Source organism: Bacillus sp. 5RYD7K (assembly GCF_059831465.1).
Genome location: NZ_CP191200.1, coordinates 1,553,188 through 1,575,919 on the forward strand (window position 1 = coordinate 1,553,188; position 22,732 = coordinate 1,575,919).

Annotated in this window: 23 protein-coding genes and 1 other RNA gene; 21 read left to right on the forward strand and 3 right to left on the reverse strand. The window is 49.4% G+C overall.

Translation table 11 applies throughout. The annotated features are described in order from the left end of the window. The first annotated feature begins 139 nt into the window (after nucleotides 1-139). From ssrA to ACQE26_RS07690, 3 genes are all read left to right on the forward strand, one after another. Nucleotides 140-502, forward strand: a transfer-messenger RNA (tmRNA) gene (gene ssrA, locus ACQE26_RS07680). Nucleotides 503-577: 75 nt separating this feature from the next. Continuing rightward, nucleotides 578-883 (forward strand): barstar family protein, encoded by a 306-nt coding sequence (locus ACQE26_RS07685; protein WP_500471167.1) that lies wholly within the window; start codon nucleotides 578-580, stop codon nucleotides 881-883. 114 nt (nucleotides 884-997) lie between these two features. Continuing rightward, entirely contained in the window at nucleotides 998-1,792 is a 795-nt protein-coding gene (locus ACQE26_RS07690) for an SDR family NAD(P)-dependent oxidoreductase (protein ID WP_500471169.1), read from the forward strand. A 40-nt stretch (nucleotides 1,793-1,832) separates the two neighbouring features. On the opposite strand, the gene ACQE26_RS07695 is transcribed toward ACQE26_RS07690, so the two are convergent. Then, nucleotides 1,833-2,723 carry a LysR family transcriptional regulator gene (locus tag ACQE26_RS07695; protein ID WP_500471170.1) on the reverse strand — a complete coding sequence of 297 codons (891 nt, stop codon included), beginning with the start codon at nucleotides 2,721-2,723 and terminating at the stop codon, nucleotides 1,833-1,835. Nucleotides 2,724-2,872: 149 nt separating this feature from the next. On the opposite strand from ACQE26_RS07695, the gene ACQE26_RS07700 reads away from it, so the two are divergent. From ACQE26_RS07700 to azoRB, 10 genes are all read left to right on the forward strand, one after another. Continuing rightward, nucleotides 2,873-3,412 carry a GNAT family N-acetyltransferase gene (locus ACQE26_RS07700; protein WP_500471171.1) on the forward strand — a complete coding sequence of 180 codons (540 nt, stop codon included), beginning with the start codon at nucleotides 2,873-2,875 and terminating at the stop codon, nucleotides 3,410-3,412. Then, a complete protein-coding gene (locus ACQE26_RS07705; RefSeq protein ID WP_500471172.1) occupies nucleotides 3,409-4,221 on the forward strand; it encodes an amino acid ABC transporter substrate-binding protein in 813 nt (270 codons plus the stop codon). Before ACQE26_RS07700 ends, ACQE26_RS07705 begins: the two co-directional genes overlap by 4 nt. Before the next feature lie 25 nt (nucleotides 4,222-4,246). Further along, a complete protein-coding gene (locus tag ACQE26_RS07710; protein ID WP_500471173.1) occupies nucleotides 4,247-5,059 on the forward strand; it encodes an amino acid ABC transporter substrate-binding protein in 813 nt (270 codons plus the stop codon). 22 nt (nucleotides 5,060-5,081) lie between these two features. Then, nucleotides 5,082-5,804 (forward strand): amino acid ABC transporter permease, encoded by a 723-nt coding sequence (locus ACQE26_RS07715; RefSeq protein ID WP_060964262.1) that lies wholly within the window; start codon nucleotides 5,082-5,084, stop codon nucleotides 5,802-5,804. A gap of 15 nt (nucleotides 5,805-5,819) precedes the next feature. Further along, complete coding sequence (locus ACQE26_RS07720; RefSeq protein WP_500471174.1) at nucleotides 5,820-6,527, forward strand: amino acid ABC transporter permease; 708 nt, start codon at nucleotides 5,820-5,822, stop codon at nucleotides 6,525-6,527. Next, entirely contained in the window at nucleotides 6,524-7,303 is a 780-nt protein-coding gene (locus ACQE26_RS07725) for an amino acid ABC transporter ATP-binding protein (protein ID WP_500471176.1), read from the forward strand. Before ACQE26_RS07720 ends, ACQE26_RS07725 begins: the two co-directional genes overlap by 4 nt. Beyond that, complete coding sequence (locus tag ACQE26_RS07730; protein WP_500471177.1) at nucleotides 7,300-8,316, forward strand: LLM class flavin-dependent oxidoreductase; 1,017 nt, start codon at nucleotides 7,300-7,302, stop codon at nucleotides 8,314-8,316. The genes ACQE26_RS07725 and ACQE26_RS07730 overlap by 4 nt, the downstream gene beginning before the upstream one ends. 2 nt (nucleotides 8,317-8,318) lie before the next feature. Next, entirely contained in the window at nucleotides 8,319-8,606 is a 288-nt protein-coding gene (locus tag ACQE26_RS07735) for a glutaredoxin family protein (protein WP_326351496.1), read from the forward strand. Then, nucleotides 8,603-9,931 (forward strand): LLM class flavin-dependent oxidoreductase, encoded by a 1,329-nt coding sequence (locus ACQE26_RS07740; RefSeq protein WP_500471178.1) that lies wholly within the window; start codon nucleotides 8,603-8,605, stop codon nucleotides 9,929-9,931. The genes ACQE26_RS07735 and ACQE26_RS07740 overlap by 4 nt, the downstream gene beginning before the upstream one ends. A 194-nt stretch (nucleotides 9,932-10,125) precedes the next feature. Next, nucleotides 10,126-10,761 (forward strand): FMN-dependent NADH-azoreductase AzoRB, encoded by a 636-nt coding sequence (azoRB, locus tag ACQE26_RS07745; RefSeq protein ID WP_003151719.1) that lies wholly within the window; start codon nucleotides 10,126-10,128, stop codon nucleotides 10,759-10,761. A gap of 42 nt (nucleotides 10,762-10,803) precedes the next feature. Here the strand turns inward: azoRB and ACQE26_RS07750 are convergent, their stop codons facing one another. Continuing rightward, the gene (locus tag ACQE26_RS07750) at nucleotides 10,804-11,844 is read right to left on the reverse strand and encodes an oxidoreductase (protein WP_500471179.1); all 1,041 of its coding nucleotides are present in this window, start codon (nucleotides 11,842-11,844) and stop codon (nucleotides 10,804-10,806) included. A 137-nt stretch (nucleotides 11,845-11,981) separates the two neighbouring features. Between ACQE26_RS07750 and csoR the strand changes: the two genes are divergently transcribed. The 6 genes from csoR to ACQE26_RS07780 all read left to right on the forward strand — a co-directional run bounded on the left by csoR (nucleotide 11,982) and on the right by ACQE26_RS07780 (nucleotide 18,541). Further along, the gene (gene csoR, locus ACQE26_RS07755) at nucleotides 11,982-12,287 is read left to right on the forward strand and encodes a copper-sensing transcriptional repressor CsoR (RefSeq protein ID WP_013353610.1); all 306 of its coding nucleotides are present in this window, start codon (nucleotides 11,982-11,984) and stop codon (nucleotides 12,285-12,287) included. 75 nt (nucleotides 12,288-12,362) lie between these two features. Further along, entirely contained in the window at nucleotides 12,363-12,569 is a 207-nt protein-coding gene (gene copZ, locus ACQE26_RS07760; protein ID WP_438420640.1) for a copper chaperone CopZ, read from the forward strand. Nucleotides 12,570-12,652: 83 nt separating this feature from the next. Next, nucleotides 12,653-15,082 (forward strand): heavy metal translocating P-type ATPase, encoded by a 2,430-nt coding sequence (locus ACQE26_RS07765; protein WP_500471180.1) that lies wholly within the window; start codon nucleotides 12,653-12,655, stop codon nucleotides 15,080-15,082. 149 nt (nucleotides 15,083-15,231) lie between these two features. Next, nucleotides 15,232-17,343 (forward strand): heavy metal translocating P-type ATPase, encoded by a 2,112-nt coding sequence (locus ACQE26_RS07770; protein WP_500471181.1) that lies wholly within the window; start codon nucleotides 15,232-15,234, stop codon nucleotides 17,341-17,343. A gap of 117 nt (nucleotides 17,344-17,460) precedes the next feature. Beyond that, nucleotides 17,461-18,132, forward strand: a complete 672-nt coding sequence (bdbD, locus tag ACQE26_RS07775) for a disulfide bond formation protein BdbD (protein ID WP_500471182.1) — start codon at nucleotides 17,461-17,463, stop codon at nucleotides 18,130-18,132. Then, the gene (locus ACQE26_RS07780) at nucleotides 18,122-18,541 is read left to right on the forward strand and encodes a disulfide oxidoreductase (protein ID WP_013353605.1); all 420 of its coding nucleotides are present in this window, start codon (nucleotides 18,122-18,124) and stop codon (nucleotides 18,539-18,541) included. The genes bdbD and ACQE26_RS07780 overlap by 11 nt, the downstream gene beginning before the upstream one ends. Before the next feature lie 33 nt (nucleotides 18,542-18,574). On the opposite strand, the gene ACQE26_RS07785 is transcribed toward ACQE26_RS07780, so the two are convergent. Next, nucleotides 18,575-19,375 carry a zinc-dependent metalloprotease gene (locus tag ACQE26_RS07785; RefSeq protein ID WP_013353604.1) on the reverse strand — a complete coding sequence of 267 codons (801 nt, stop codon included), beginning with the start codon at nucleotides 19,373-19,375 and terminating at the stop codon, nucleotides 18,575-18,577. Between the two features lie 225 nt (nucleotides 19,376-19,600). Between ACQE26_RS07785 and ACQE26_RS07790 the strand changes: the two genes are divergently transcribed. Beyond that, nucleotides 19,601-20,209, forward strand: coding sequence for a trimeric intracellular cation channel family protein (locus ACQE26_RS07790; RefSeq protein ID WP_016937932.1), 609 nt, complete (start codon nucleotides 19,601-19,603; stop codon nucleotides 20,207-20,209). 153 nt (nucleotides 20,210-20,362) lie between these two features. After that, nucleotides 20,363-22,678: an RNA polymerase recycling motor HelD gene (gene helD / locus ACQE26_RS07795; RefSeq protein ID WP_500471183.1), complete on the forward strand. Its 2,316-nt coding sequence runs from the start codon at nucleotides 20,363-20,365 to the stop codon at nucleotides 22,676-22,678. Nucleotides 22,679-22,732: the final 54 nt, after the last annotated feature.

Genomic DNA, 22,732 nt, shown 5'->3' on the forward strand with positions numbered 1-22,732 from the left:
TATGCTATACTGTTCACACATCAGATTCACAGGCTGTTTATTGAAGATATTTCCAATTGAATTTGTCTGTGATCATGATATAATAACAGTACAGCCAGTTGAGCAAGAGCTTGATAAATCTCCCGTATACCCTTAACAAGGGGACGTTACGGATTCGACAGGGATGGATCGAGCTTGAGCTGCGAGCCGAGAGGCGATCTCGTTAACACGCACCTAAATATAACTGGCAAAACTAAAAGTTTTAACCAAAACTTAGCACTAGCTGCCTAATAAACGCAGCGAGCTCTTCCTGACATTGCCTATGTGTCCGTGAAGAGCACATCCAAGTAGGCTACGCTTACGTTCCCGTCTGAGAACGTAAGAAGAGACTGACAGACTAGCTCTCGGAAGGCCCGCCCGCAGGCACGAAGACGAGTGAAACACGAAATATGCAGGCTACGCTCGTAGACGCTTAAGTAATCGATGTTTCTGGACGTGGGTTCGACTCCCACCGTCTCCATACATAACATAAGAACCGCAGTGCCGTCACATGACCGCACTGCGGTTTTTTCGTGCCGAAATAAAGGAGTGAATGTGAATGGAAATCGTCATCATAGACGGAAAAGATATTACAAGCACAGAAGCTTTACACCGAATCTTAAAAGATCAATTAGATTTCCCGGACTTTTATGGTGAAAATCTGAATGCCTTATGGGATTGTCTGACAGGTTGGATAGAACTTCCGCTGACTTTGGTGTGGAAGAATTTTGACATCAGTCAGAAGGCATTGGGTTCGGATGCTGATGATGTCTTGGAGCTGCTTCAAGAGGCTCAAGAAGAGTTAGGGAATCGGTTTTTCATTCAAATCGAGCAGCCGTCAGCCGGGTCAAACGACAGGCACTAAAAAGTGCGTACTTCCCCTCATCCATTTTTCTATCCGATAATAGGGACGGAAGGTTTCAGGCTTTCGATTTCTGTCCATATATAAGAAGAGACTTGCGATAGGGAGGAATGGACGATGGATTTGCAGTTGAAAGGGAAGACGGCGCTTGTGACGGGATCTACGTCAGGCATCGGGAAGGCGATTGCGGCTTCGCTGATTGCAGAAGGCGCGGCGGTGATCATTAACGGTCGCCGTGAAGAAAAGGTGAACGAAACGATCCGGGAATTAGAGAAACAGACGCCGGATGCCCGTCTCTATCCGGCCGCATTTGATTTAGGCACGGCGGAAGGATGCGGCGCGATTTTTCAGCAGTACCCTGATGTGGATATTCTTGTGAACAATTTAGGAATCTTTGAACCTGCGGAATACTTTGATATTTCTGACGAGGAGTGGCTCCGGTTTTTCGAGGTGAATATCATGAGCGGCGTGCGGCTGACACGCCGGTATGCAAAGCGGATGATTGAACGGAAGGAAGGGCGGGTGATTTTTATCGCGAGTGAAGCGGCCGTCATGCCTTCTCAGGAAATGGCCCATTACAGCGCCACGAAAACGACGCAGCTGTCGCTGTCACGCAGTCTGGCCGAGCTCACGGAAGGGACGAATGTGACGGTGAATACGGTCATGCCGGGCTCCACGAAAACAGAGGGCGTCGAAACGATGCTGGAGTCGCTTTATCCCGGTGAAAACCTGACAGCGGCTGAAGCGGAGAGACGATTTATGAAGGAAAATCGTCCGACGTCGATCATTCAGCGATTGATCCGTCCGGAAGAGATCGCCCACTTTGTCGCCTTTTTAAGCAGCCCGCTGTCGTCAGCCATTAACGGATCTGCTTTGCGGATCGACGGCGGCTTAGTGCGGAGCATTATATAAGATGAATATACAAAAACCCCCGCAAAGTGGCGGGGGTTTTTTAATGCGGATTACGCTGAAACCGGCTGATGATCCTGCTGATTAAATCTTTTGTGGCGGAGTCAAAATGCTCTTCTTTTTGGTTTGTCAACAGCCCGACCGGCGGTGAAATTGTTAAGTTATTGATCGGAATGACCTTCGTGCCCTCGATCGGCTCTGAGTGCGCCGTCGCCGTAAAGATCGAGACGCCGATATTTTCCCTGACATAGTATTGGTGAGCCATGCTGCTGGTCAGCTCCATTTTTCGATAGCGGCTGCCGATGGCCCGATGCAAGTGCTGTTCAATTTGAATCCGGATCGGGCAGTTGGCGGGCGTGAAAATCAGGCATTCATTTTCTAAGTCTTCGAGATTGATACTTGTTTTGGCTGCAAGGGGATGTGTGTCGGACACGATGACATTGAGCGATTCATGGAAAAACGGATCGAAGTAATTTTCCAGAATAAGCTCCGGCTCGCCGCATACCGCAAAATCAATGGCGCCCTCCAGCAGCTTGCGGCTGCATGTATTGGCATCATCCACGCTGACATTGACCGACATGTCAGGATAATCATCTAAAAACTCCCGCAGCACGGCAGGAAAGATCAGGCTTGCCGTCGGTTCGGATATGCCGATCTGAATAAGGGCGGCCTGCCCCTGTCTGATGTCGGCCAGAGTATGGTCAAGCACCTCATACTGTGCGAGAAGCTGCCCGGCCCGCTCATGAAACAGCCGTCCCGCTCTTGTCAGTTTCAGCTTCTTTCCCCGTTCAAAAAGCTGCGCGCCTACATCCTGCTCCAGCTGTTTAATCCGCATTGAAATCGTCGGCTGTGAATAGTTCAGAATTTCGGCGGCCTTATAAAAGCTGCCTGACTGTACGATGGTATGAAACGTTTTAATGGTGCGTAATTCCAACGAAATCCCCTCCCGGCTGTTCATTAATTTTCTTGAACTTTTCCTTTATTTTTTTTGATTAGTCAAATAAATCAGTTTGCTTTATAGTATAAACAATTAAAGCTTAGTAAACAAATTGGAATTATATATATTCGGGGAGAGTGAACGGAATGAGTGAAGACATATTTCGATTGGCTGAAAAAAAGGATGCGCCCGAGTTTTTAGAACTGCTGTACAGCGCGTTTCAGCCGATCCGCAATTTGGAGATTGACTGGCCGTCGGCGCGGGCCGACATTGACATGGTAACAGAAAATATTGAAAATCATTCAGCCGTCGTGCTGGAACGGGACGGACAGCTTCTTTCAACCATTACGATCCGTTTTCCGTGGGAGAGTGACACGCCTCCGTCAAAATATCCGTTTGTCTGGTGGTTCGCGACGCTTCCTGAGCTGAAGGGGCAGGGCATCGGCAGCAAACTTTTGACTTATGTGGAGGAACACGTGCTGCGGGATACGCTGAAGGCCCCGGCCATCACGCTCGGCACCTCGGCGCGCAAGCATCCCTGGCTATTGGATATGTACAGACGGAGGGGCTATGAAGTGTATTTTGAGCAGGAGAAAGACGGAGACATCGGGGTCATGATGAGAAAGGTGCTCATACCGGAGCGGTTTGACGCGTCGCTGTTAGGCACACCGAGCTGGGCGCAATGATAAAAAAACGGATCAGAGCCGGCTGTCTGCTTCTGCTGCTCGGCGTGCTGGCCGGGTGCGGGCAAGGAGAAAGCACAAAAGCGGGGAGCAGCGTCCAGACCGTCATTGTCGGCACGGGAACTGATTTTCCGAACATTGCTTTTATGGATGAAAAAGGCGAGCTGACCGGCTATGACATTGAAGTGATGAAAGCCATTGATAAACAGCTGCCGCAATACAAATTTGTCTTTAAGACGATGGATTTTTCGAATCTGCTTACAAGTCTCGGAAACCGGAAAATTGACGTGATTGCGCACAATATGGCGAAAAACAAGGAACGGGAGAAACGCTTTTTGTATCACAAAATCCCGTATAACTACTCGCCGATGTACATCACGGTGAAGGCGGATAATGACGCGATACACACGCTCCGGGATTTAAAAGGGAAAACCGTCATCGTCGGCGCGACATCAAACGCGGCGGATTATATGACGGCATACAACAAAACCCACGGCAGCCCGATACATTTGAAATACGCCGGGCAGGGCAGCAATGATACAGCGAACCAAATTGAGACAGGACGCGCTGACGCCACCGTATCTACGCCGTTTGCCGTCGATTTTCAAAATAAGACGCACGCGTTCAAACAAAAGACGGTCGGTGATGTGCTGCTGGATACAGAAGTGTATTTTATGTTCAATAAAAACAGCCAAACCTTGGCGGACGATACGGATCGGGCGATTCAAAAGCTGGAGAAGGACGGCACATTGAAAAGGCTGAGTGAAAAATGGCTCGGCGCGGATTATTCAAAATCAAGTTTCACGAAATAATTGAAGCAGAAAACGAGGCGATCACATGAAAATAAGACTGGCGGTCATGTCATTAACAATTGCCGCAATGGCGGCGTTATCAGCCTGCGGCGCGGGCGGGGAGGCGGCATCAGGCAATCAGAAAAACGTGAAGAACATCACGGTCGGCACGGGAACTCAATTTCCGAATATTTGTTTTATTGATGATAAAGGAAAATTGACGGGCTATGATGTTGAGCTGGTGAAAGAGCTTGACAGGCGCCTGCCGGACTATCGTTTCACTTTTAAAACGATGGATTTCTCCAATTTGCTTGTCAGTCTCGGCCAGCATAAAGTCGATATCGTGGCTCATCAAATGGAGAAAAGCGCCGAACGGGAGAAAAAATTTCTGTTCAGTCAAGTCGCGTATAACAACTTCCCGCTGAAAATCACGGTGCTCCAAGAGAACGGGAACATTCACGGCATTGAGGATTTGAAAGGGAAGCGTGTCATTACGAGTCCGACGTCAAACGGCGCGCTTGTGCTGAAGAAATGGAATGAAAAACACGGCAGTCCGTTTGAAATCGCCTATGCTGGCCAAGGCTCCAACGATGCGGCCAATCAGCTGAAATCCGGCCGCGCCGATGCGACGATTTCCACGCCGTTTGCCGTCGATTTCCAAAACAAAACGAGCGCGGTCAAAGAAAAAACGGTCGGCGGGGTGCTGTCAAATGCCAAAGTGTTCTTTATGTTTAACAAAAATGAGCAAACGCTGAGTGATGACATTGATAAAGCGCTCAAGGAAATCATTGATGACGGCACGCTCAAAAAGCTGAGTGAAAAGTGGCTCGGCGCGGATTATTCAAAGGAGCAATATTAAGTGAAAAAGAGAGGGATCGGCAATGGAAAAAGCGTTTGATATCAGTATGATCGCATCCTTTGTGCCGACATTGCTCGGGTATTTGCCCGTCACGCTGTATATATTGGCGGTGTCTTTGCTGTTCGGCTTTCTATTGGGGCTGCTTTTGGCGCTGCCCCGGATCTATCGCATTCCCGTGCTGAATCAGATCGCGAAGCTGTATATCTCTTTTTTTAGAGGAACGCCCATTATGGTGCAGCTGTTTATCGTATTTTACGGCATTCCGGCGCTCACGGCGCTCGCCGGAATTGACACTTCCAAAATGGACCCTTTGTATGCGGCCATCGCCACGTACGCGCTGAGCAGCGCGGCAAGAGCGGCGGAAATCATCAGGGGAGGTGTGAACAGTGTCGACCGCGGACAGGCGGAGGCGGCGTTCAGCATCGGGCTGAACGGGGGGCAGACATTCCGGCGCATCATTCTGCCGCAGGCGCTCGTGCAGGCTTTTCCCAACATCGGGAATATGGTGATCGGTTTTTTAAAAGATACGTCACTCGCTTTTTCAATCGGGGTGATGGATATGTCGGGCAGAGGGCAGACATTGATTACATCGAGCAATCATTCTCTTGAAGTGTATATCTCGCTTTCTGTTCTGTATTACGCGGCCGCCCTTTTATTTGAATGTGTCTTCAGATGGTGTGAAAAACGAATCAAGAAAGATGAGACGCGCCTTGTGACGGTTTTTGACATGAGCGCACACAGCTGAAAAGGAGGGGGAACATTGGAGCTGGACATTCCGTTTATCGGCACTGCGATAAAACAAATGATGAAAACCGTTCCGCTTACACTAGCAATGACGATCATTCCGATTATTGTCGGATTTTTCATAGCTCTCGGCAATATCACGGTGCGTATATTCCGCATCAAATGGCTGCTTGCCTGCTCAGCGTTTTACGTGTCTTTTTTCCGAAGCACCCCGGCGATTCTCCATATTATGCTGATTTATTTAGGCGTTCCGCTGATTGCCGATCATTTCAGCCGCGCCTTTCATCTCGGCTGGTCGGCCAATCAGATTCCGGTCGCCGTGTTTGTCATCATGGCACTGTCATTAACGGCAGGCGCCTATATGACGGAAATTCTCCGATCAGGGATCATAGCCGTCGATACGGGGCAGGCGGAGGCGGCTTATTCAATCGGCCTGACGCGGGGCCAGATGATTCGGCGCGTGATTCTGCCGCAGGCGTTCATGATATCACTGCCGAACTTCACCAACATAGGCATCGGTTTTTTGCATACCACTTCCATCGCGGCAATCGTTGCAGTGCCTGAAATTACAGGAACAGCGACGATTGCGGCATCCGATAACTATGCATTTTTGGAAGCATTTATCGGGGCGGCCGTCATTTATTGGGGATTAACGCTGATTCTCGAGGCCGTAAACACTTTGGCGGAAAAAAGAGCGGCCAGATATCAAGGAGGCGCAGTATGATCGAAATCCGAAACATTCAGAAACATTTTGGCAGTCATCACGTGCTAAAAGGGATCAATTTAAGTGTCCGGAAAGGGGAAGTCGTGACCATCATCGGTCCGAGCGGTTCGGGGAAAACAACATTTCTGCGCTGCCTTAATTTACTTGAGCGGCCGGATGAGGGCGCCATTTCCGTACATGGTGAAGTCATTAACTGCAAAAAGCCGGCCAAAAAAGACATTCTCAGACTGAGGAAACAGACGGCGATGGTTTTTCAGCAATATCATTTGTTTTCGCATAAAACGGCGATTCAAAATGTCATGGAAGGCCTGACGGTCGCAAGGAAAATGAAAAAAACAGATGCGTACGCCATTGCGGAGCGGGAACTGGCCAAGGTGGGGCTTCAGGATAAATTGCACGCCTATCCGAATCAGCTGTCGGGAGGCCAAAAGCAGCGGGTCGGAATTGCCAGGGCGCTTGCCATTCATCCTGATGTGATGCTGTTTGATGAACCGACCGCAGCCCTCGACCCGGAGCTTGTCGGCGAGGTGCTTGAGGTGATGCTTAACATTGTGCGGACCGGCGCCACCATGATCATTGTTACTCATGAAATGGAATTCGCCAGAAGAGTGTCCGACCAAATTGTGTTTATGGATGAAGGAGCAATCGTGGAACAAGGAACGCCTGAAGAGGTCTTTTACAAGACGAAAAAAGAAAGAACGAAGAAGTTCCTCCGCCGCGTTCTTCCTGATTACGGTTATGACATAAAAGAACACCTAAAGGAGCCTGTCGTATGATTCGTTTAAGCATTTTAGACCAAAGTGTCACCGCGGAAAACCAAACCGCAGAAGAAGCTTTGCGGCAAACGGTGAGATTGGCTCAAGAGGCCGAACAATACGGATATGACCGTTTCTGGGCGGCGGAGCATCATAACAATGAAGAGATAGCGGGATCAGCACCGGAAATTGTCCTGGGGTATCTGGCCGCCAGTACGAAAAAAATCCGCCTCGCATCCGGCGGGGTGATGCTGCAGCATTACAGCCCTTATAAAGTGGCGGAGCAGTTCCGGGTTTTGTCCGCCCTTGCCCCCGGCCGTGTAGCGCTCGGTGTCGGCAAAGCGCCCGGCGGATTTCAGCTGTCAACCGATGCGCTGCAGCGCGAGCTTATTCAGCCCGCCCGTTTATTTGAAGAAAAGCTTGAAGAGCTGACTCATTTCATCCGCAATGATTTTCCGGACTCGCACCGCTACGCGTCATTGCGGCCGGCGCCGCATACTGAGTATGCGCCTGACCTCTTTTTGCTCGGCGGCAGTACAGAAAGCGCGATATCCGCGGCCAAACTCGGCATTTCCTTCGTTTTCGCCTATTTCATAAACGGTGAAGACGCTGCGTTAGAAAAAGCGCGCCAAGCCTTTGACGAACATCTGCCGAAAGGGGCAAAAGCCGAATTCCACCTTGCGCCGATGGTATTTACCGCGCATACAAAAGCGGAAGCGGAAAAACACGTCGTATCGCATGAATCGGTCAAAATCATTCTCGAAGACGGCAAAAAGGTGAATGTCGCTTCCCGAAAACAAGCGGATGCGTTTCTTGAACAAGTCACGCAGCCATATAAGCTGATCACACAAAAGACGGGTGTGATTGCCGGGACAAAAGAAGAGACCGCTTCCGAGCTGCGACGATTATCCGTTCAATACAGCATTACCGATTTTGTGATTTTGTCGCCTATCAAAAACGCTGAGGAAAAACGATTGTCTTACCGGCTGTTAAGCGAAGCGGTGCAGCCGGCCGCACAATTACAGGAGGGATGAACATGAGTCATGAAGCAAATGTAGTGGTTTGGAGCAAAAAGGGCTGTGCGTATTGCGATGAAGTGAAAGGATACTTGCGGGAAAAGGCCATTGCCTACGAAACAATTGATGTGACGGAGCGGGATGAATTGCGTGACGTGCTTCACACTAAGTACGGCATCCGCCATGTCCCCGTTGTTGAAATCGGCAGCGGTGACAGGCGGGTGTATCAGGCCGTTACTCAAGTCGGCATTGAATACGTAGAACGGGCGCTTGCCGATTACGAGGGAAAAAAGGGGGAGAGAAAATGAGCCGGACGGATCTTATTCAATTCGGAGCCATAATTCACGGTGTCGGCGGTACAACGGATGGGTGGCGTCATCCCGACGTCGATCCGTCAGCAAGCACGAATGCGGCGTTTTACAGGCAAAAAGCGCAGACCGCTGAAAGAGGGCTGTTCAGCTTTGCTTTTATTGCGGACGGCTTGTTCATTTCTGAAAAGTCCATCCCGCATTTCTTAAATCGGTTTGAGCCGATCACTATTTTATCGGCGCTTGCCGCCTCTACAACCCATCTTGGTTTAATCGGCACATTTTCCACCTCGTTCACTGAGCCGTTTACCATCGCAAGACAGCTGATGTCTCTTGACCATATCAGCGGCGGCCGGGCGGGCTGGAATCTCGTCACTTCTCCGCAGGCGGGGGCTGCGCGCAATCACAGCAAGGAAAGCCTTCCCGACCACAGCCGGCGCTACGCCATCGCCCAAGAACATGTGGACGTGGTGCGCGGTCTGTGGAATTCCTGGGAAGAAGATGCCTTCGTCCGCAACAAAGAAACCGGGCAGTTTTTTGATCCTGACAAACTGCATCGCCTGTATCACAAAGGCGAGTATTTTCAAGTGGAGGGCCCGCTGAATATCGGCCGGTCCAAACAGGGAGAGCCGGTCGTCTTCCAAGCGGGGTCTTCAGAAACCGGCCGGTCGTTTGCCGCGCGAAATGCCGATGCAGTCTTTACGCATTCCAATTCACTTGAGGAAACGAAAGCTTTTTATGATGATGTGAAGAAGCGGGCGGCGGATTACGGCCGGGACGCTTCCAAACTGCGGATCTTTCCGGGAATCAGTCCGATTATAGCCGGCTCACAAGAAGAAGCGGAAGCGAAATACCAAGAATTCGCCGAGCTGATTCCGATAGAGAACGCCGTTAAATATGTGGCCAGATTTTTTGACGATTATGATCTGAGCCGGTTTCCATTGGATGAGCCGTTTCCTGATTTGGGCGACGTCGGGAAAAACGCGTTTCAAAGCACGACAGACCGTATCAAAAGAGAGGCGAAAGCCCGGAATCTTACGCTGCGTCAAGTGGCGCGCGAAGCCGCGTTTCCGCGAACCAACTTTATCGGGACACCAGAACGTGTGGCATCATTAATTGAAACATGGTTTCAGCGGGAAGCGGCGGACGGGTTTATCATTCACTCTGACATCCCGGGCATGCTTGAAGCCTTTGTGGATCATGTCATACCGATCCTTCAGGAAAAGGGGCTGTACCGAAAAAGCTATCCGGCGGATACACTGCGGGGGAATCTCGGATTGGATATTCCGGTCTGCAAACCAAATCCGATTTTGAGCAGAAACTAAATGTTTCTGCTTTTTCTGGTGCTTACAACCCCCGTCATTAAAGCATTTCAAAAAAAATATACTGATTTCGAGATATTATTGTTGCTAAAAGATTTTTTTGTAACTATAATTATTACAGAACTGATCAGTATAAAAAAACATTCATATTTCATAATAAATATGTGTGTAATTTGAAAACGAAAGGGCTGTTTACAATGGCAAAAGTACTTTATATCACTGCTCATCCTCATGATGAAAAGACATCTTACAGCATGGCGACAGGAAAAGCGTTTATCGATTCTTATAAAGAATCAAACCCGAATGATGAGGTTGTACATATCGACCTTTACAAAGAAAACATTCCTCATATCGACGCGGATGTATTCAGCGGCTGGGGAAAACTTCAATCCGGCACAGGTTTTGAAGAGCTTTCTGAAAATGAAAAAGCGAAAGTCGGCCGTCTGAACGAGCTGAGCGATCAATTCGCATCAGCTGACAAATACGTATTCGTTACACCGCTTTGGAACTTCTCATTCCCGCCTGTTATGAAAGCGTACCTTGATTCTGTAGCTGTAGCCGGAAAATCATTCAAATATACAGAACAAGGCCCGATCGGTCTGTTGACAGACAAAAAAGCGCTCCACATTCAGGCGCGCGGAGGCTATTACTCTGAAGGCCCGGCGGCTGACATGGAAATGGGCCACCGTTACATCGGCATCATGATGAACTTCTTCGGCGTTCCTTCTTTCGACGGATTAATCGTTGAAGGCCATAATGCTGAACCGAATAAAGCACAGCAAATTAAAGAAGATGCGATTGCCCGCGCGAAAGAAGCCGGAAAATCATTCTAATCTAAAAAAACCTCCCAGCTGATACGGCTGGGAGGTTTTTCATTAAAATGCAATCGTCCGTTTTTGTTCGCTGCTTTTCATCACCGCTTCAATGACACGGATGACATCGACGCCTTCTTCCGCCGTAACGGGAAGCGGTTTTCCGTTTAAGATGCTGTCTGCCAGCAGTTTGTAGTACGTAAGGTAAGAGCCGTTCTCAGAGGGGATTGTTTCTGTATGTCTTTTCTCATCCGCTGCGGTTGTCAGCTCACCGAAGCTGTCAGGGTCATCGGCGCCCCAGTTCTCGTCAATCGGTTTTTGGCCGGCTGAAAGCGCAGCTTCCTGTCCGTCCTTTCCGTATTTGATAAAGCTTGCATTCCGTCCGTGAATCTGATAGCGCGGGCCGCTTGCCGCATTCATGGAGCCGGATTGAAGAATAACCTGAAGCTTGCCGTAATGGAGGGCGGCCAGAAACCAATCGGCCGTTTCACTGTTGTCCCGCTGTTTCATCACATGTGCGGTGACGGATTCCGGCATTCCGAAAAGCAGGAGTGTCTGGTCAATAATATGTGAACCGAGATCATACAGCGTTCCCGTGGCGGGTCCGTTTTTTTCGCGCCATCTTTCTTGTACAACCGGGTTGTATAGATCGTAGTTGACTTGATATGTATGAATGTCTTGAAGCGCCCCGTCCCGAATCAGCTTTTGAATCGTTAAAAAATCATTGTCCCAGCGCCGGTTGTGATACACGCTCAGCAAGACGCCTTTATGTTCAGCCGTTCTTCTCAGCTCCTCCGCTTCTGCTGAAGTCGCCGTCATCGGTTTTTCCACGACGGTGTGTTTCCCCGCAAGAAGACATTTCATCGCTGATTCATAATGCATTCCGCTCGGTGTCGTAACGATGACGAGATCAATGTCAGGGTCACCGGTGATGTCTTCAATCGTGCGCACGGCTTCAGCCCCCGGCAGATCACGTTTGACCTCATCTGTTCTGGAGGTCATGACTTTTTTGATCTGATACTCATCAAGGACGTCCAAAAGCGGCGCATGAAAGACTTTCCCGGACAGACCATATCCCAATAGGCCAACCTGTATCGTTTTCAATGAACTTCCCCCTCTTGATATGTGATAACAATATATACCCCGCGGGTGTACTGGTAAAACTTGTGTGTTGAAAATTTTTTACACCGGTTTTTCAAGTCTGTATAATGAAGATAACGAAGAAAAAAACGAGGTGGAAAATGGACAAACATACCGAACATCAATCGTTAAATCATAAAAGCGCCAAGGAAAAAGACCAGATTCTGAACCGGCTGAAACGGATTGAAGGCCAAGTCAGGGGCATTCAGAACATGGTGGAAAACGAACGATATTGCGTGGATATTCTCGTGCAGATTTCAGCCGTGCAGGCAGCCATGCAGAAAGTCGCGTTTCATCTGCTGGAAGATCACGCCCATCACTGCGTAGCCGGCGCCATTGAAAGCGGAAACGGGGAGCAGGCGATTGCCGAGCTGCTGGATGTCGTGAAAAAAATCGCGAAATCATGAAATAAAATGTTTTGAAATACCCTACAGGGGTATGGTAACATGAAGAAGAAAAAACAAGACGTGGAGGGAATCATCATGGAACAAAAAACACTGCAAGTCGAAGGCATGTCCTGTCAGCACTGCGTCAAAGCAGTAGAGACCGGAGTAGGAGAACTGAACGGAGTGACGGCGGTTCAGGTGAATTTGGAAGCCGGACAGGTGGATGTGACGTTTGATGAGAACAAAGTCTCCGTATCAGATATAAAAGACGCGATTGAAGATCAAGGGTATGACGTCGTATAAGATTTATCGCGCTTCGGGAACGGGCGCGGTTTTCTTTTATGAAAATGATACCCCCTGGGGGTTTGTGAGAAGAGGTGAGGGCATTGAGTGAACCGAAAGAGATGACCATTCAAGTGGCAGGCATGACATGTGCCGCCTGCGCTTCAAGAATTGAAAAAGGACTGAAACGGATGGACGGCGTCAATGACGCTTCCGTCAATCTTGCGCTTGAGACCTCAAATATTTCCTATCAGCCTGACAAAATCGAAGCTGGCGCCATAAAGGATAAAATTGAAAAACTCGGCTATCACGTCGTGACGGAAAAAACCGATTTTCGGATTGAAGGCATGACGTGCGCCGCCTGCGCCAATCGGATTGAAAAGCGCCTGAACAAAATAGAGGGCGTTGTGGGCGCGCCGGTGAATTTCGCCCTTGAAACGGTCTCCGTTGAATACAACCCCAAAGAGGTGACACCGAAAGAACTGAAAGAGACCGTGGCAAAACTCGGCTACCGATTAGAAGATAAGGAAGCGGACGGCCAAGACGGCGGATTATCTCAAAAGGAAAAAGAACAGCGTAAACAGCTGATCAGGCTGATATTTTCTGCCGTTCTCTCCTTTCCGCTTCTATGGTCGATGGTCAGCCATTTTTCTTTTACTTCTTTTATCTGGATGCCGGATATCCTGATGAATCCGTGGCTGCAATTTGCGCTTGCCACCCCGGTGCAGCTCGTCATCGGCTGGCCTTTTTATACGGGAGCGTACAAGGCGCTGAGAAATAAAAGCGCCAATATGGATGTTCTCGTTGCGCTCGGAACGACGGCCGCTTACGCGTACAGCCTGTACATGACGATTGCGTCTCTCGGACGAAACGGCCATGCCGAGGGGCTTTATTATGAAACGAGCGCCATTTTGCTGACTTTGATTTTGCTTGGAAAGCTTTTAGAGATGAAAGCAAAAGGCCGCTCATCAGAAGCGATTAAAAAGTTAATGAAGCTTCAGGCGAAGACGGCGGCGGTCGAGCGGGAAGGGAAGGTACAGGTGATTCCGATTGACGAGGTCCGGACGGGGGACATCGTATATGTGAAACCGGGAGAACGCGTTCCTGTCGATGGCGAAGTGATTGAAGGCCATTCCGCGATTGATGAATCGATGATTACGGGAGAAAGCATGCCAGCAGATAAGTCTCCGGGAAGCACCGTCACCGGGGCTACGATCAATGCAAACGGCTTTCTCAAAATCAAAGCGGTGAATGTCGGGAAAGATACCGCGCTTGCACACATTATTAAAATCGTGGAAGAAGCCCAAGGATCAAAAGCGCCCATTCAGCGGCTCGCGGATCACATTTCAGGCATTTTCGTTCCGATTGTGCTGGGGCTGGCCGTGGTGACTTTTCTCATTTGGTATGTATGGGCGTCTCCGGGACAGTTTTCTGAAGCGATCGGCAAATTCATCGCCGTGCTCGTCATTGCCTGTCCGTGCGCCCTCGGGCTCGCCACTCCGACGAGCATTATGGCGGGCTCCGGCCGCGCAGCTGAATTCGGCATTCTCTTTAAAGGCGGAGAGCACTTAGAAAAGACCCAGCGTCTGACGACAATCGTACTGGATAAAACCGGAACGGTGACAAACGGCAGACCGGTGCTGACAGACGCCGTACCGGCAGCGGGAATGAACGAAGAGGAGCTCCTGCGGCTTGCGGCTGCCGCTGAAGCGGGATCGGAGCACCCGCTTGGAGAAGCCATCGTTTCAGGAGCCGAAAAACGAGGGATTTCCATTCCGAAACTAACCCGTTTCCAAGCCCGGATCGGTTCCGGAATCTATGCAGAGGCTGACGGGAAAACGATTCTTGCCGGATCAAGACGGCTGATGGAATCGGAACACATTGAACATGAAGCATTGCTTCCGCACATGACCCGCTTGGAGGCGGAAGGAAAAACGGTGATGCTTATTGCGGCAGACGGCAAAGCGGCGGGGCTTATCGCAGTCGCCGATACGATCAAAGAAACATCTCCGGCTGCGGTGAAACGCCTGAAGGATATGGGCCTTGACGTCATCATGATGACCGGTGACAACCAAAAGACGGCGGAAGCCATTGCTAAAGCCGCAGGCATCAACAGCGTGATTGCCGAAGTGCTTCCCGAACAAAAGGCAGCGGAGATTTCCCGGCTGCAAAAAGAAGGCCGGCGCGTGGCGATGGTCGGCGACGGCATCAATGACGCTCCGGCGCTGGCTGTGGCCGATATCGGGATGGCTATCGGCACCGGCACCGATATCGCAATGGAAGCAGCCGACATTACGCTGATTCGCGGAGACCTGAACGGCATTGCCGACGCCATCGGCATGAGCAGGCTGACTATGAGAAACATCAAGCAGAATTTAGGATGGGCATTGGGCTACAACACCATAGGCATTCCGATTGCGGCAGCCGGCTTTCTGGCTCCGTGGGTGGCAGGCGCCGCCATGGCGTTCAGCTCGGTATCGGTCGTCCTTAATGCTTTGCGTTTACAGAAGGTGAAAAAAGACAAAATCGGCTGATGCCGGTTTTGTCTTTTTTATTGACACTTTATTCAAAACTTGCATATAATATAGAAAACAACTATATGAACATATGCTCATATATATAATTTCGTTTAGCTGCATTGATATTATGGGAATCCTATTACGGAAAGTAGGGTGAGTCGAAAATGAAAGCGGCAAAAGGTGAATTTGTGTTAGACGGACTTGATTGCAGCAACTGTGCAAAAAAAATAGAAAACGGTGTAAAAGCCATTGACGGCATCGACGGCTGTGCTGTCAATTTTGCGGCAAGCACCATTACAGTTTCGGCCGGGGGCAAAGATGAGCAATGGATGAAAGATGAAGTTGCAAAAAAAGTAAAGTCCATTGATCCTCATGTGACCGTCCGTTCGAAGCATGAAGACAAACCCGGCGAGGATGAATACCGCAAAAAGCTGCAGCTGATGTTAGTGAGATTGGCGGCGGGCGCCGTTTTGGCCGTCATCGCTTACTTCGCGCACACAGGCGCCGTCCTTGAGTTTCTGCTCTTTTTTGCTTCATATTTGATCATCGGCGGCGATATCGTAGCCAGAGCGGGAAAAAATATTGTCCGCGGCCAGGTATTTGATGAGCATTTTCTGATGGCGCTTGCGACAATCGGCGCATTTATAATTCATCAGTATCCGGAAGGCGTCGCGGTCATGCTGTTCTATCAAATCGGTGAATTGTTTCAGGGAGCTGCCGTCAGCCGATCCAGAAAATCGATCAGCGCGTTATTGGACATCCGTCCTGAGTACGCCAATGTGAAAACGGAAAACGGCATGACTGCCGTTCCGCCGCAGGACGTCAAAGTCGGACAGGTCATCGTTGTGAATCCAGGAGAACGGATTCCGCTGGACGGAAAGGTGCTGAGCGGCTCATCGATGGTTGATACATCCGCTTTAACGGGCGAATCCGTGCCGAGAAAAGCGGAGCCGGGGCAAGATGTGATGGCCGGATTTATGAACCAGAACGGCGTGCTTCATATTGAAACCTCTAAAGGATATGAAGACTCTGCTGTATCAAAAATATTGGATCTGGTCGAAAATGCGGCCGGACGCAAAGCGAAAACGGAAAACTTTATTACGAAGTTTGCCAAGTACTATACACCGGCCGTTGTCATTGTTGCGGTGCTTCTCGCCTTTTTACCGCCGCTTCTCGTGCCTTCAGCCGCGCTATCCGACTGGGTGTACCGGGCGCTGATTTTCCTTGTGATTTCTTGTCCGTGCGCACTCGTCGTCTCCATTCCGCTCGGGTTTTTCGGCGGTATCGGAGCCGCGTCTAAAGCAGGGGTGCTCGTGAAAGGCAGCAACTATTTAGAAGCGCTCAATCAGGTGGCATACGCCGTGTTTGATAAAACGGGAACCTTAACGAAAGGCAATTTCGCCGTTACTGATATCAAACCGGCGCCAGGATTTACACAAGACAGCCTGCTTCATGCGGCTGCGCTTGCCGAAGTCCATTCCAATCATCCGATTGCTTCATCCATCCGTGAGGCTTACAATCAACCGCTCGCGGCTGAGGAGATTGAAGAATATGAAGAAATACCCGGACACGGCATTCGGGTGAAAACCGGCGGATCAACGATTTTGGCCGGAAATCAAAAACTGATGGCAAAAGAACAAATCGCTTTCGGCACAGCTGAAAACAACGGAACCGTCGTTTACGTTGCCGTTGATCAGCAGTATGCGGGGGCGATCGTGATCGCCGACGAAATCAAAGAGGACGCCAAACAGGCCATTGCCCGTTTAAAAGCGCTCGGCGTCAAACGGACAGTGATGCTGACGGGTGATTCAAAGCAGACCGGTGAAGCGGTCGGCCGCGAGCTCGGTATTGATGACGTGTATACAGAACTGCTGCCGGGTGACAAAGTAGACCGAGTCGAAGAACTCGAAGCGGCGCTTGCACCGAATGAAAAACTGATGTTTGTCGGTGACGGGATTAACGATACGCCTGTGCTTGCCAGAGCTGACATCGGAGCTGCCATGGGGGCTCTCGGTTCTGATGCTGCCGTCGAAGCGGCCGATGTCGTCCTGATGACAGACCAGCCGTCAAAAGCAGCCGAAGCCATCCGGATTGCACGCCGCACACGCCGGATCGTCTGGCAGAACATTGGATTTGCTTTAGGTGTGAAAATTATTTTTCTCCTGCTTGGCGCATTCGGATTCGCCACCATGTGGGAAGCGGTTTTTTCAGATGTAGGTGTTACGCTGATCGCCGTTGCCAACGCGATGCGCGTCATGAGAGTGAAAGCGGAATAATTGTCAAAGATAATTCGTTTTTCAGGGTTTTCTTAAACAAGGTTGTCTTGGTAAAATAGAGAAGCGGGCCATCCGGCATCCGCTTCTTTTTTATTTTAAAAACAATGAGGTGTCTGAGTGAAAAAGAAACAATCGTCTGCGAAATTTGCGGTGATTCTGACGTTAATCGTTGTCGTTTTATTTGCGGTCATCGTAATTATTAACAACCAAACGGAAAAAGCGGGCGAAACAGCCGCCGAACAGCCTTCCATTAAAGGACAGCCCGTGCTCGGCAAAGACAGCGCGCCTGTTACGGTAGTTGAATTCGGAGATTACAAATGTCCGTCATGCAAAGTATTTAACAGCGATATCTTTCCGAAAATCAAAAAAGATTTTATCGATAAAGGCGACGTGAAATTTTCATTTGTGAACGTCATGTTCCACGGAACCGGCTCGCGTCTGGCGGCACTTGCCTCAGAAGAGGTGTGGAAGGAAGACCCGGCATCATTCTGGGCTTTCCATGAAAAGCTGTTTGAAGAGCAGCCGTCAAGCGAACAGGAATGGGTCACGCCTGCATTGCTTGAAAAGACGGTCAAAAGCACCGCGAAAAAGGTTGATCCTGCCAAGCTGAAGGAAAACCTTGATAAAGAAACCTTCGGAAAAGAGCTGAAAGCTGACACTGACCTGAATGATAAATTAAATATCACGGCGACACCGACGATTTACGTAAATGACAAAGTGATTAAAGACTTCGCTAATTATGAGGAGATTTCAAAAACGATTAAGAAAGAGCTGAAAAATGAAAAATAGAATCGTATTTTTATATGCTTCTTGGGTGATAGCTCTTGTTGCCATGCTCGGCAGCCTATATTTCAGCGAGATCAGAAAATTCATACCGTGCGAGCTGTGCTGGTATCAAAGAATTCTCATGTACCCGCTTGTCCTGATTTTAGGAATCGCCACCTTTCAGGGTGACACGCGCGTGAAAAAATATGTGCTGCCGATGGCCGTCATCGGCGCGTTTATATCGATCATGCATTACCTTGAGCAGAAGGTGCCCGGTTTCAGCGGCATCAAGCCATGCGTCTACGGCGTGCCTTGCTCATCTGAATATATTAACTGGTTCGGTTTTATTACCATTCCATTCTTAGCATTGACGGCATTTATTCTCATTATTGTCTGCATGTGTTTTGTCAAAGCGGAACGCACGGCAAAATAAAGAGCCTGCTCCATGGGAGCGGCTCTTTTTCTATTATCTGTACCAAGCTTTGTTAGTCTCAATCTGTCTGTTATGGGAACTGTCCCAAATATCCACGGAATAGGCATAATCATAATTCATGACGCAGCGGATGCCGCTGCCTTGGGCGTCATGCTGAAGTCCGAAATTATGGGAAAACTCGTGCTGGGCCGCTTTCGCCGTGTTGGCCGTTCCTTGATCAAGGTTCACGCTAAAAGCCGGGCCGCTCGGTTTGCCGTTATATACATACGCGATACCGCCGGCGTCAAAACTCGATTTTGCGGTAAAACCGACGACAAAATGATAATTTTGATTTCTGAAGCTGCTTTGGAGATTTGATAAAATCTGAGAACTGTTTGAGCCGGAGGAATTCCAGGCTTGCACGGCCTGTACGACAAAATCAATGTTATGATCACGGTTGAAGGCGACATCAGCCTGCTCCACGATCTGAACGATTCGCGTTTGCCAGTCGCTGTATTTGGCGCGGTATTCAGCGTCCGCCACCGCCAGCACTCTGACCTTCTGAGAGCCTGTGCTGGCTTTAGTTGAGGCTTTATCCTGATTGACATTGGCGTCGAATCGTTTCGTGCCGACCTGCTTACCGTTTTCATCCAGAATTTTTGTATCAACCGTCTGTTCAATCTGAACCGGACCTTTCAGATCTTTAAAATGATCGGCTTTAGGAAGCGGGTCCGTATACACCGTTTTGGCCGGCTCCGCATGAGTGTGCGAATGCGTATGGTTTTCGGCTGACGGCAGGCCGGGAATTAATCCGGCGGCCAATAAAACTGGAAAAACAAGTGAACTGATTTTCATTTTATAACCCCCCTTTTTTGTTAAGAGAAGGTATTCAATGAAACTTCCAATAAACCTCCTAATATAGTATAAAATAGGAAAATATTCTCGCCTCCAGCCATGCTGAATGCAGTTGTCCCGATTTTGGAATCAGAATCTTTCAAAAATAAGGTTGATTTTAAGAGAAAGCGATTATAAAATCTAATGGTCGTCAGAAAATTTAACAAATAAAAAGGAGCATATGGAATGGCCTGGGAGCTGCTTAGTGTAATCGGCATCATTGCGTTTGCGGTCAGCGGAGCGATTGTTGCGATGGAAGAGGAGTATGATATTTTAGGCGTGTATATCTTGGGGATTGTAACGGCGTTCGGCGGCGGAGCCATCCGAAACCTGCTGATCGGTGTTCCGGTCTCCGCCTTGTGGGAGCAAGGCGCGTTTTTTCAAATCGCTCTCGCATCAGTTACGATTGTCTTTTTGTTTCCGAAGCTGCTGTTAAGACATTGGAGTAAATGGGGCAACTTATCCGATGCCATCGGGCTTTCGGCGTTTGCCATCCAAGGCGCTTTATATGCCGTGAAAATGGGCCATCCGCTCAGCGCGGTGGTTGCGGCCGCGGTGCTGACAGGAAGCGGGGGCGGTATCATACGGGATCTGCTCGCGGGCAGGAAGCCCCTTGTGCTCAAGTCGGAAATTTATGCAGTCTGGGCCGCACTCGGAGGATTAATCGTGGGCCTCGGCTGGGCCGGGAATGCCGCAGGTTTGTATGTGCTGTTCCTAGTGCTTGTGGCATGCCGCATCTGCAGTTATGTTTTCAGGTGGCGCCTGCCGATTCGTTCCTATCATATAGATCAGTAAAAAACCGATTTCTTTTATGAAATCGGTTTTTTTGCATAACGGATAAAAAAGACGCCCGATATGATAAGAAAAAGGGTATTTGACTATAATGCTGAATAATATGTTTGTGTAAAGAAAGCCGGATTTGTCAGCTTGATGTCGGAGGTGCCGCTGATGGCAAAACGTGATGAAGAATGGAAAGAAGAGCAGGAAAGAATCAATTTTGTCATGAAGGAACTGGATCAGAAACAAACGCGTCTTGAAGCATCATCGGGCGGATTGAAGCAGGATATTGTCGGCCTGAGAAAGTCGTTTTGGGATGATGTCACGGTTAATTTGGATGATGCCCATGAAGCGGCGGAAACATTTTCAAGCATTAAACAGCAGGCTGAAATGCTTTCAGAACGTGAACGGACGCATCGGCTTCAATACCGGCAGCTTCAAAAAATCCAAAAGCTGAAAGCCTCTCCTTACTTCGGCCGTGTCGATTTTACGGAAAAAGGGGAGTCCTCTGCCGAGCAGATTTATATCGGGCTGACTTCTTTAATGGATGAAAACAATGAGCATTTTCTCATTTACGATTGGCGTGCGCCCATTTCATCTCTTTACTATCAATATTCCCCGGGAAAAGCCCGCTATGAAGTTCCGGAAGAAACGATAGAAGGAGACATCACACTGAAGCGGCAGTTTATCATTAAAAACGGGACGCTTAAAGCGATGTTTAACACGGATATGACGATTGGTGACGAAATGCTGCAAGAGGTGCTGAGCGGCCATTCCGGCCAGCATATGAAAAACATCGTGTCAACTATCCAAAAAGAACAGAATGAAATCATTCGTGATGAAAAAAGCAAATATCTCATCGTTCAGGGAGCCGCCGGAAGCGGGAAAACATCCGCAGCGCTTCAGCGGGCCGCTTACTTGCTGTACCGCGGGCGCGGTGTGCTTGACGCCCGTCAGATCGTGCTGTTTTCTCCGAACATTTTGTTCAACAGTTACGTTTCCGCCGTATTGCCGGAACTGGGAGAAGAAAATATGGAGCAAGCCACGTTTCAGGAATATATCGCCCGCCGGCTCGGACGAAAGTTTGAATGTGAAAGCCCGTACGGACAGCTCGAATATTGCCTGACCGAGCAGAATCAGGACGCCCTTTCCGTAAGGCTCGAAGCCATTGCTTACAAAGCGTCGCCAGCTTTTCAGGCCATGATTGACCGTTATGCCGGGTCGCTTTCGGTCTCCGGCCTGATATGTAAACAGATCAGCTTCCGGGGAGACATCCTGATTTCAAAAGAGCGGATTGAAGGCTATTTTTATTCGCTTGATAAGCAGCTGCCGATTCCGAACAGAGCGGAGCTGACGGCGGAATGGCTTCTTACGGAAATCAGCGCACTCGAAAAAAAGGAGCGTAAGAAGGAATGGGTGCTGCAGGAGAGTGAGCTGCTTGATAAAGAAGATTATGCTGAGGTTTATCAAAAACTTAAGAAGCAAGCGGCGGATGATGAACCTGTATTTGACGACCACCAGCGTGAACAGTCCCTGCTTGGCGCCATTATTGTCCGCAAAGCTTTTAAACCGATAAAGCAGGCCGTCAGACAGCTCGGCTTTCTCGATATAAAACGGATGTACCTCCGGCTGTTTTCAGACTGGGGAGCTGATGAAAAGCCCGATCATTGGCAGAGCATCGGCGCTTTAACCCGCAGCGCATTTGCAGAACGGTCGCTCCCGTATGAAGATGCCGCTCCGTATCTGTATTTGCAGGACCTGATAGAAGGAAAAAGAATAAACACACAAATGAAGCATGTCTTCATTGATGAAGCGCAGGATTATTCCTCTTTTCAGCTCACGTATATTCAAAGCATCTTCCCGGCTGCAAAAATGACGGTGCTCGGTGATGTCAGCCAGTCGATTTATGCACACACCATTACCGGTCCTTCTTCACTCGCCGGCTGCTTCCGCAATGGCGCAGAAAAGGATGTCAGCCTGAAGAGGACTTACAGATCGACGCGGCAGATTGTTGAATTTACGAAAGCGCTGCTGGCTGACGGTGATGACATTGAGCCTTTTAACCGGAACGGGGAAAAACCGCGGGTTCTGCGGACGGATACTGAAAAAGAGCGCCGCGAGCAATTGACTCAAACAATACAGGAGCTCAGGAAAAAAGGCCGGGAGACGATCGCCGTCATCTGCAAAACGGCCGCTGAAGCGGAAAAAGTGTTTCAGACAGTCAGCGCCGGGAGCGGTGTCCGTTTGATCAATAAAGAAAACCAGCCTTTTCAAAAAGGGGTATGCGTCATTCCCGTGTATTTGGCAAAAGGCATTGAGTTTGACGCCGTCATTGTTGCTGACGCTTCTGCTGCCCAGTATAAAAGCGGGCATGACCGCAAGCTGTTATATACGGCCTGCACGCGGGCGATGCATCATCTGACCGTGCTGTCTCCGGGAGAACTCTCTCCTTTTATAAACGAAGTGCCCGCCGGCTTATTCGTGTAAGCCCTTTGCCCAAGTGCAAAGGGCTTTTAATCATTAGTAATCTTAATCATTATC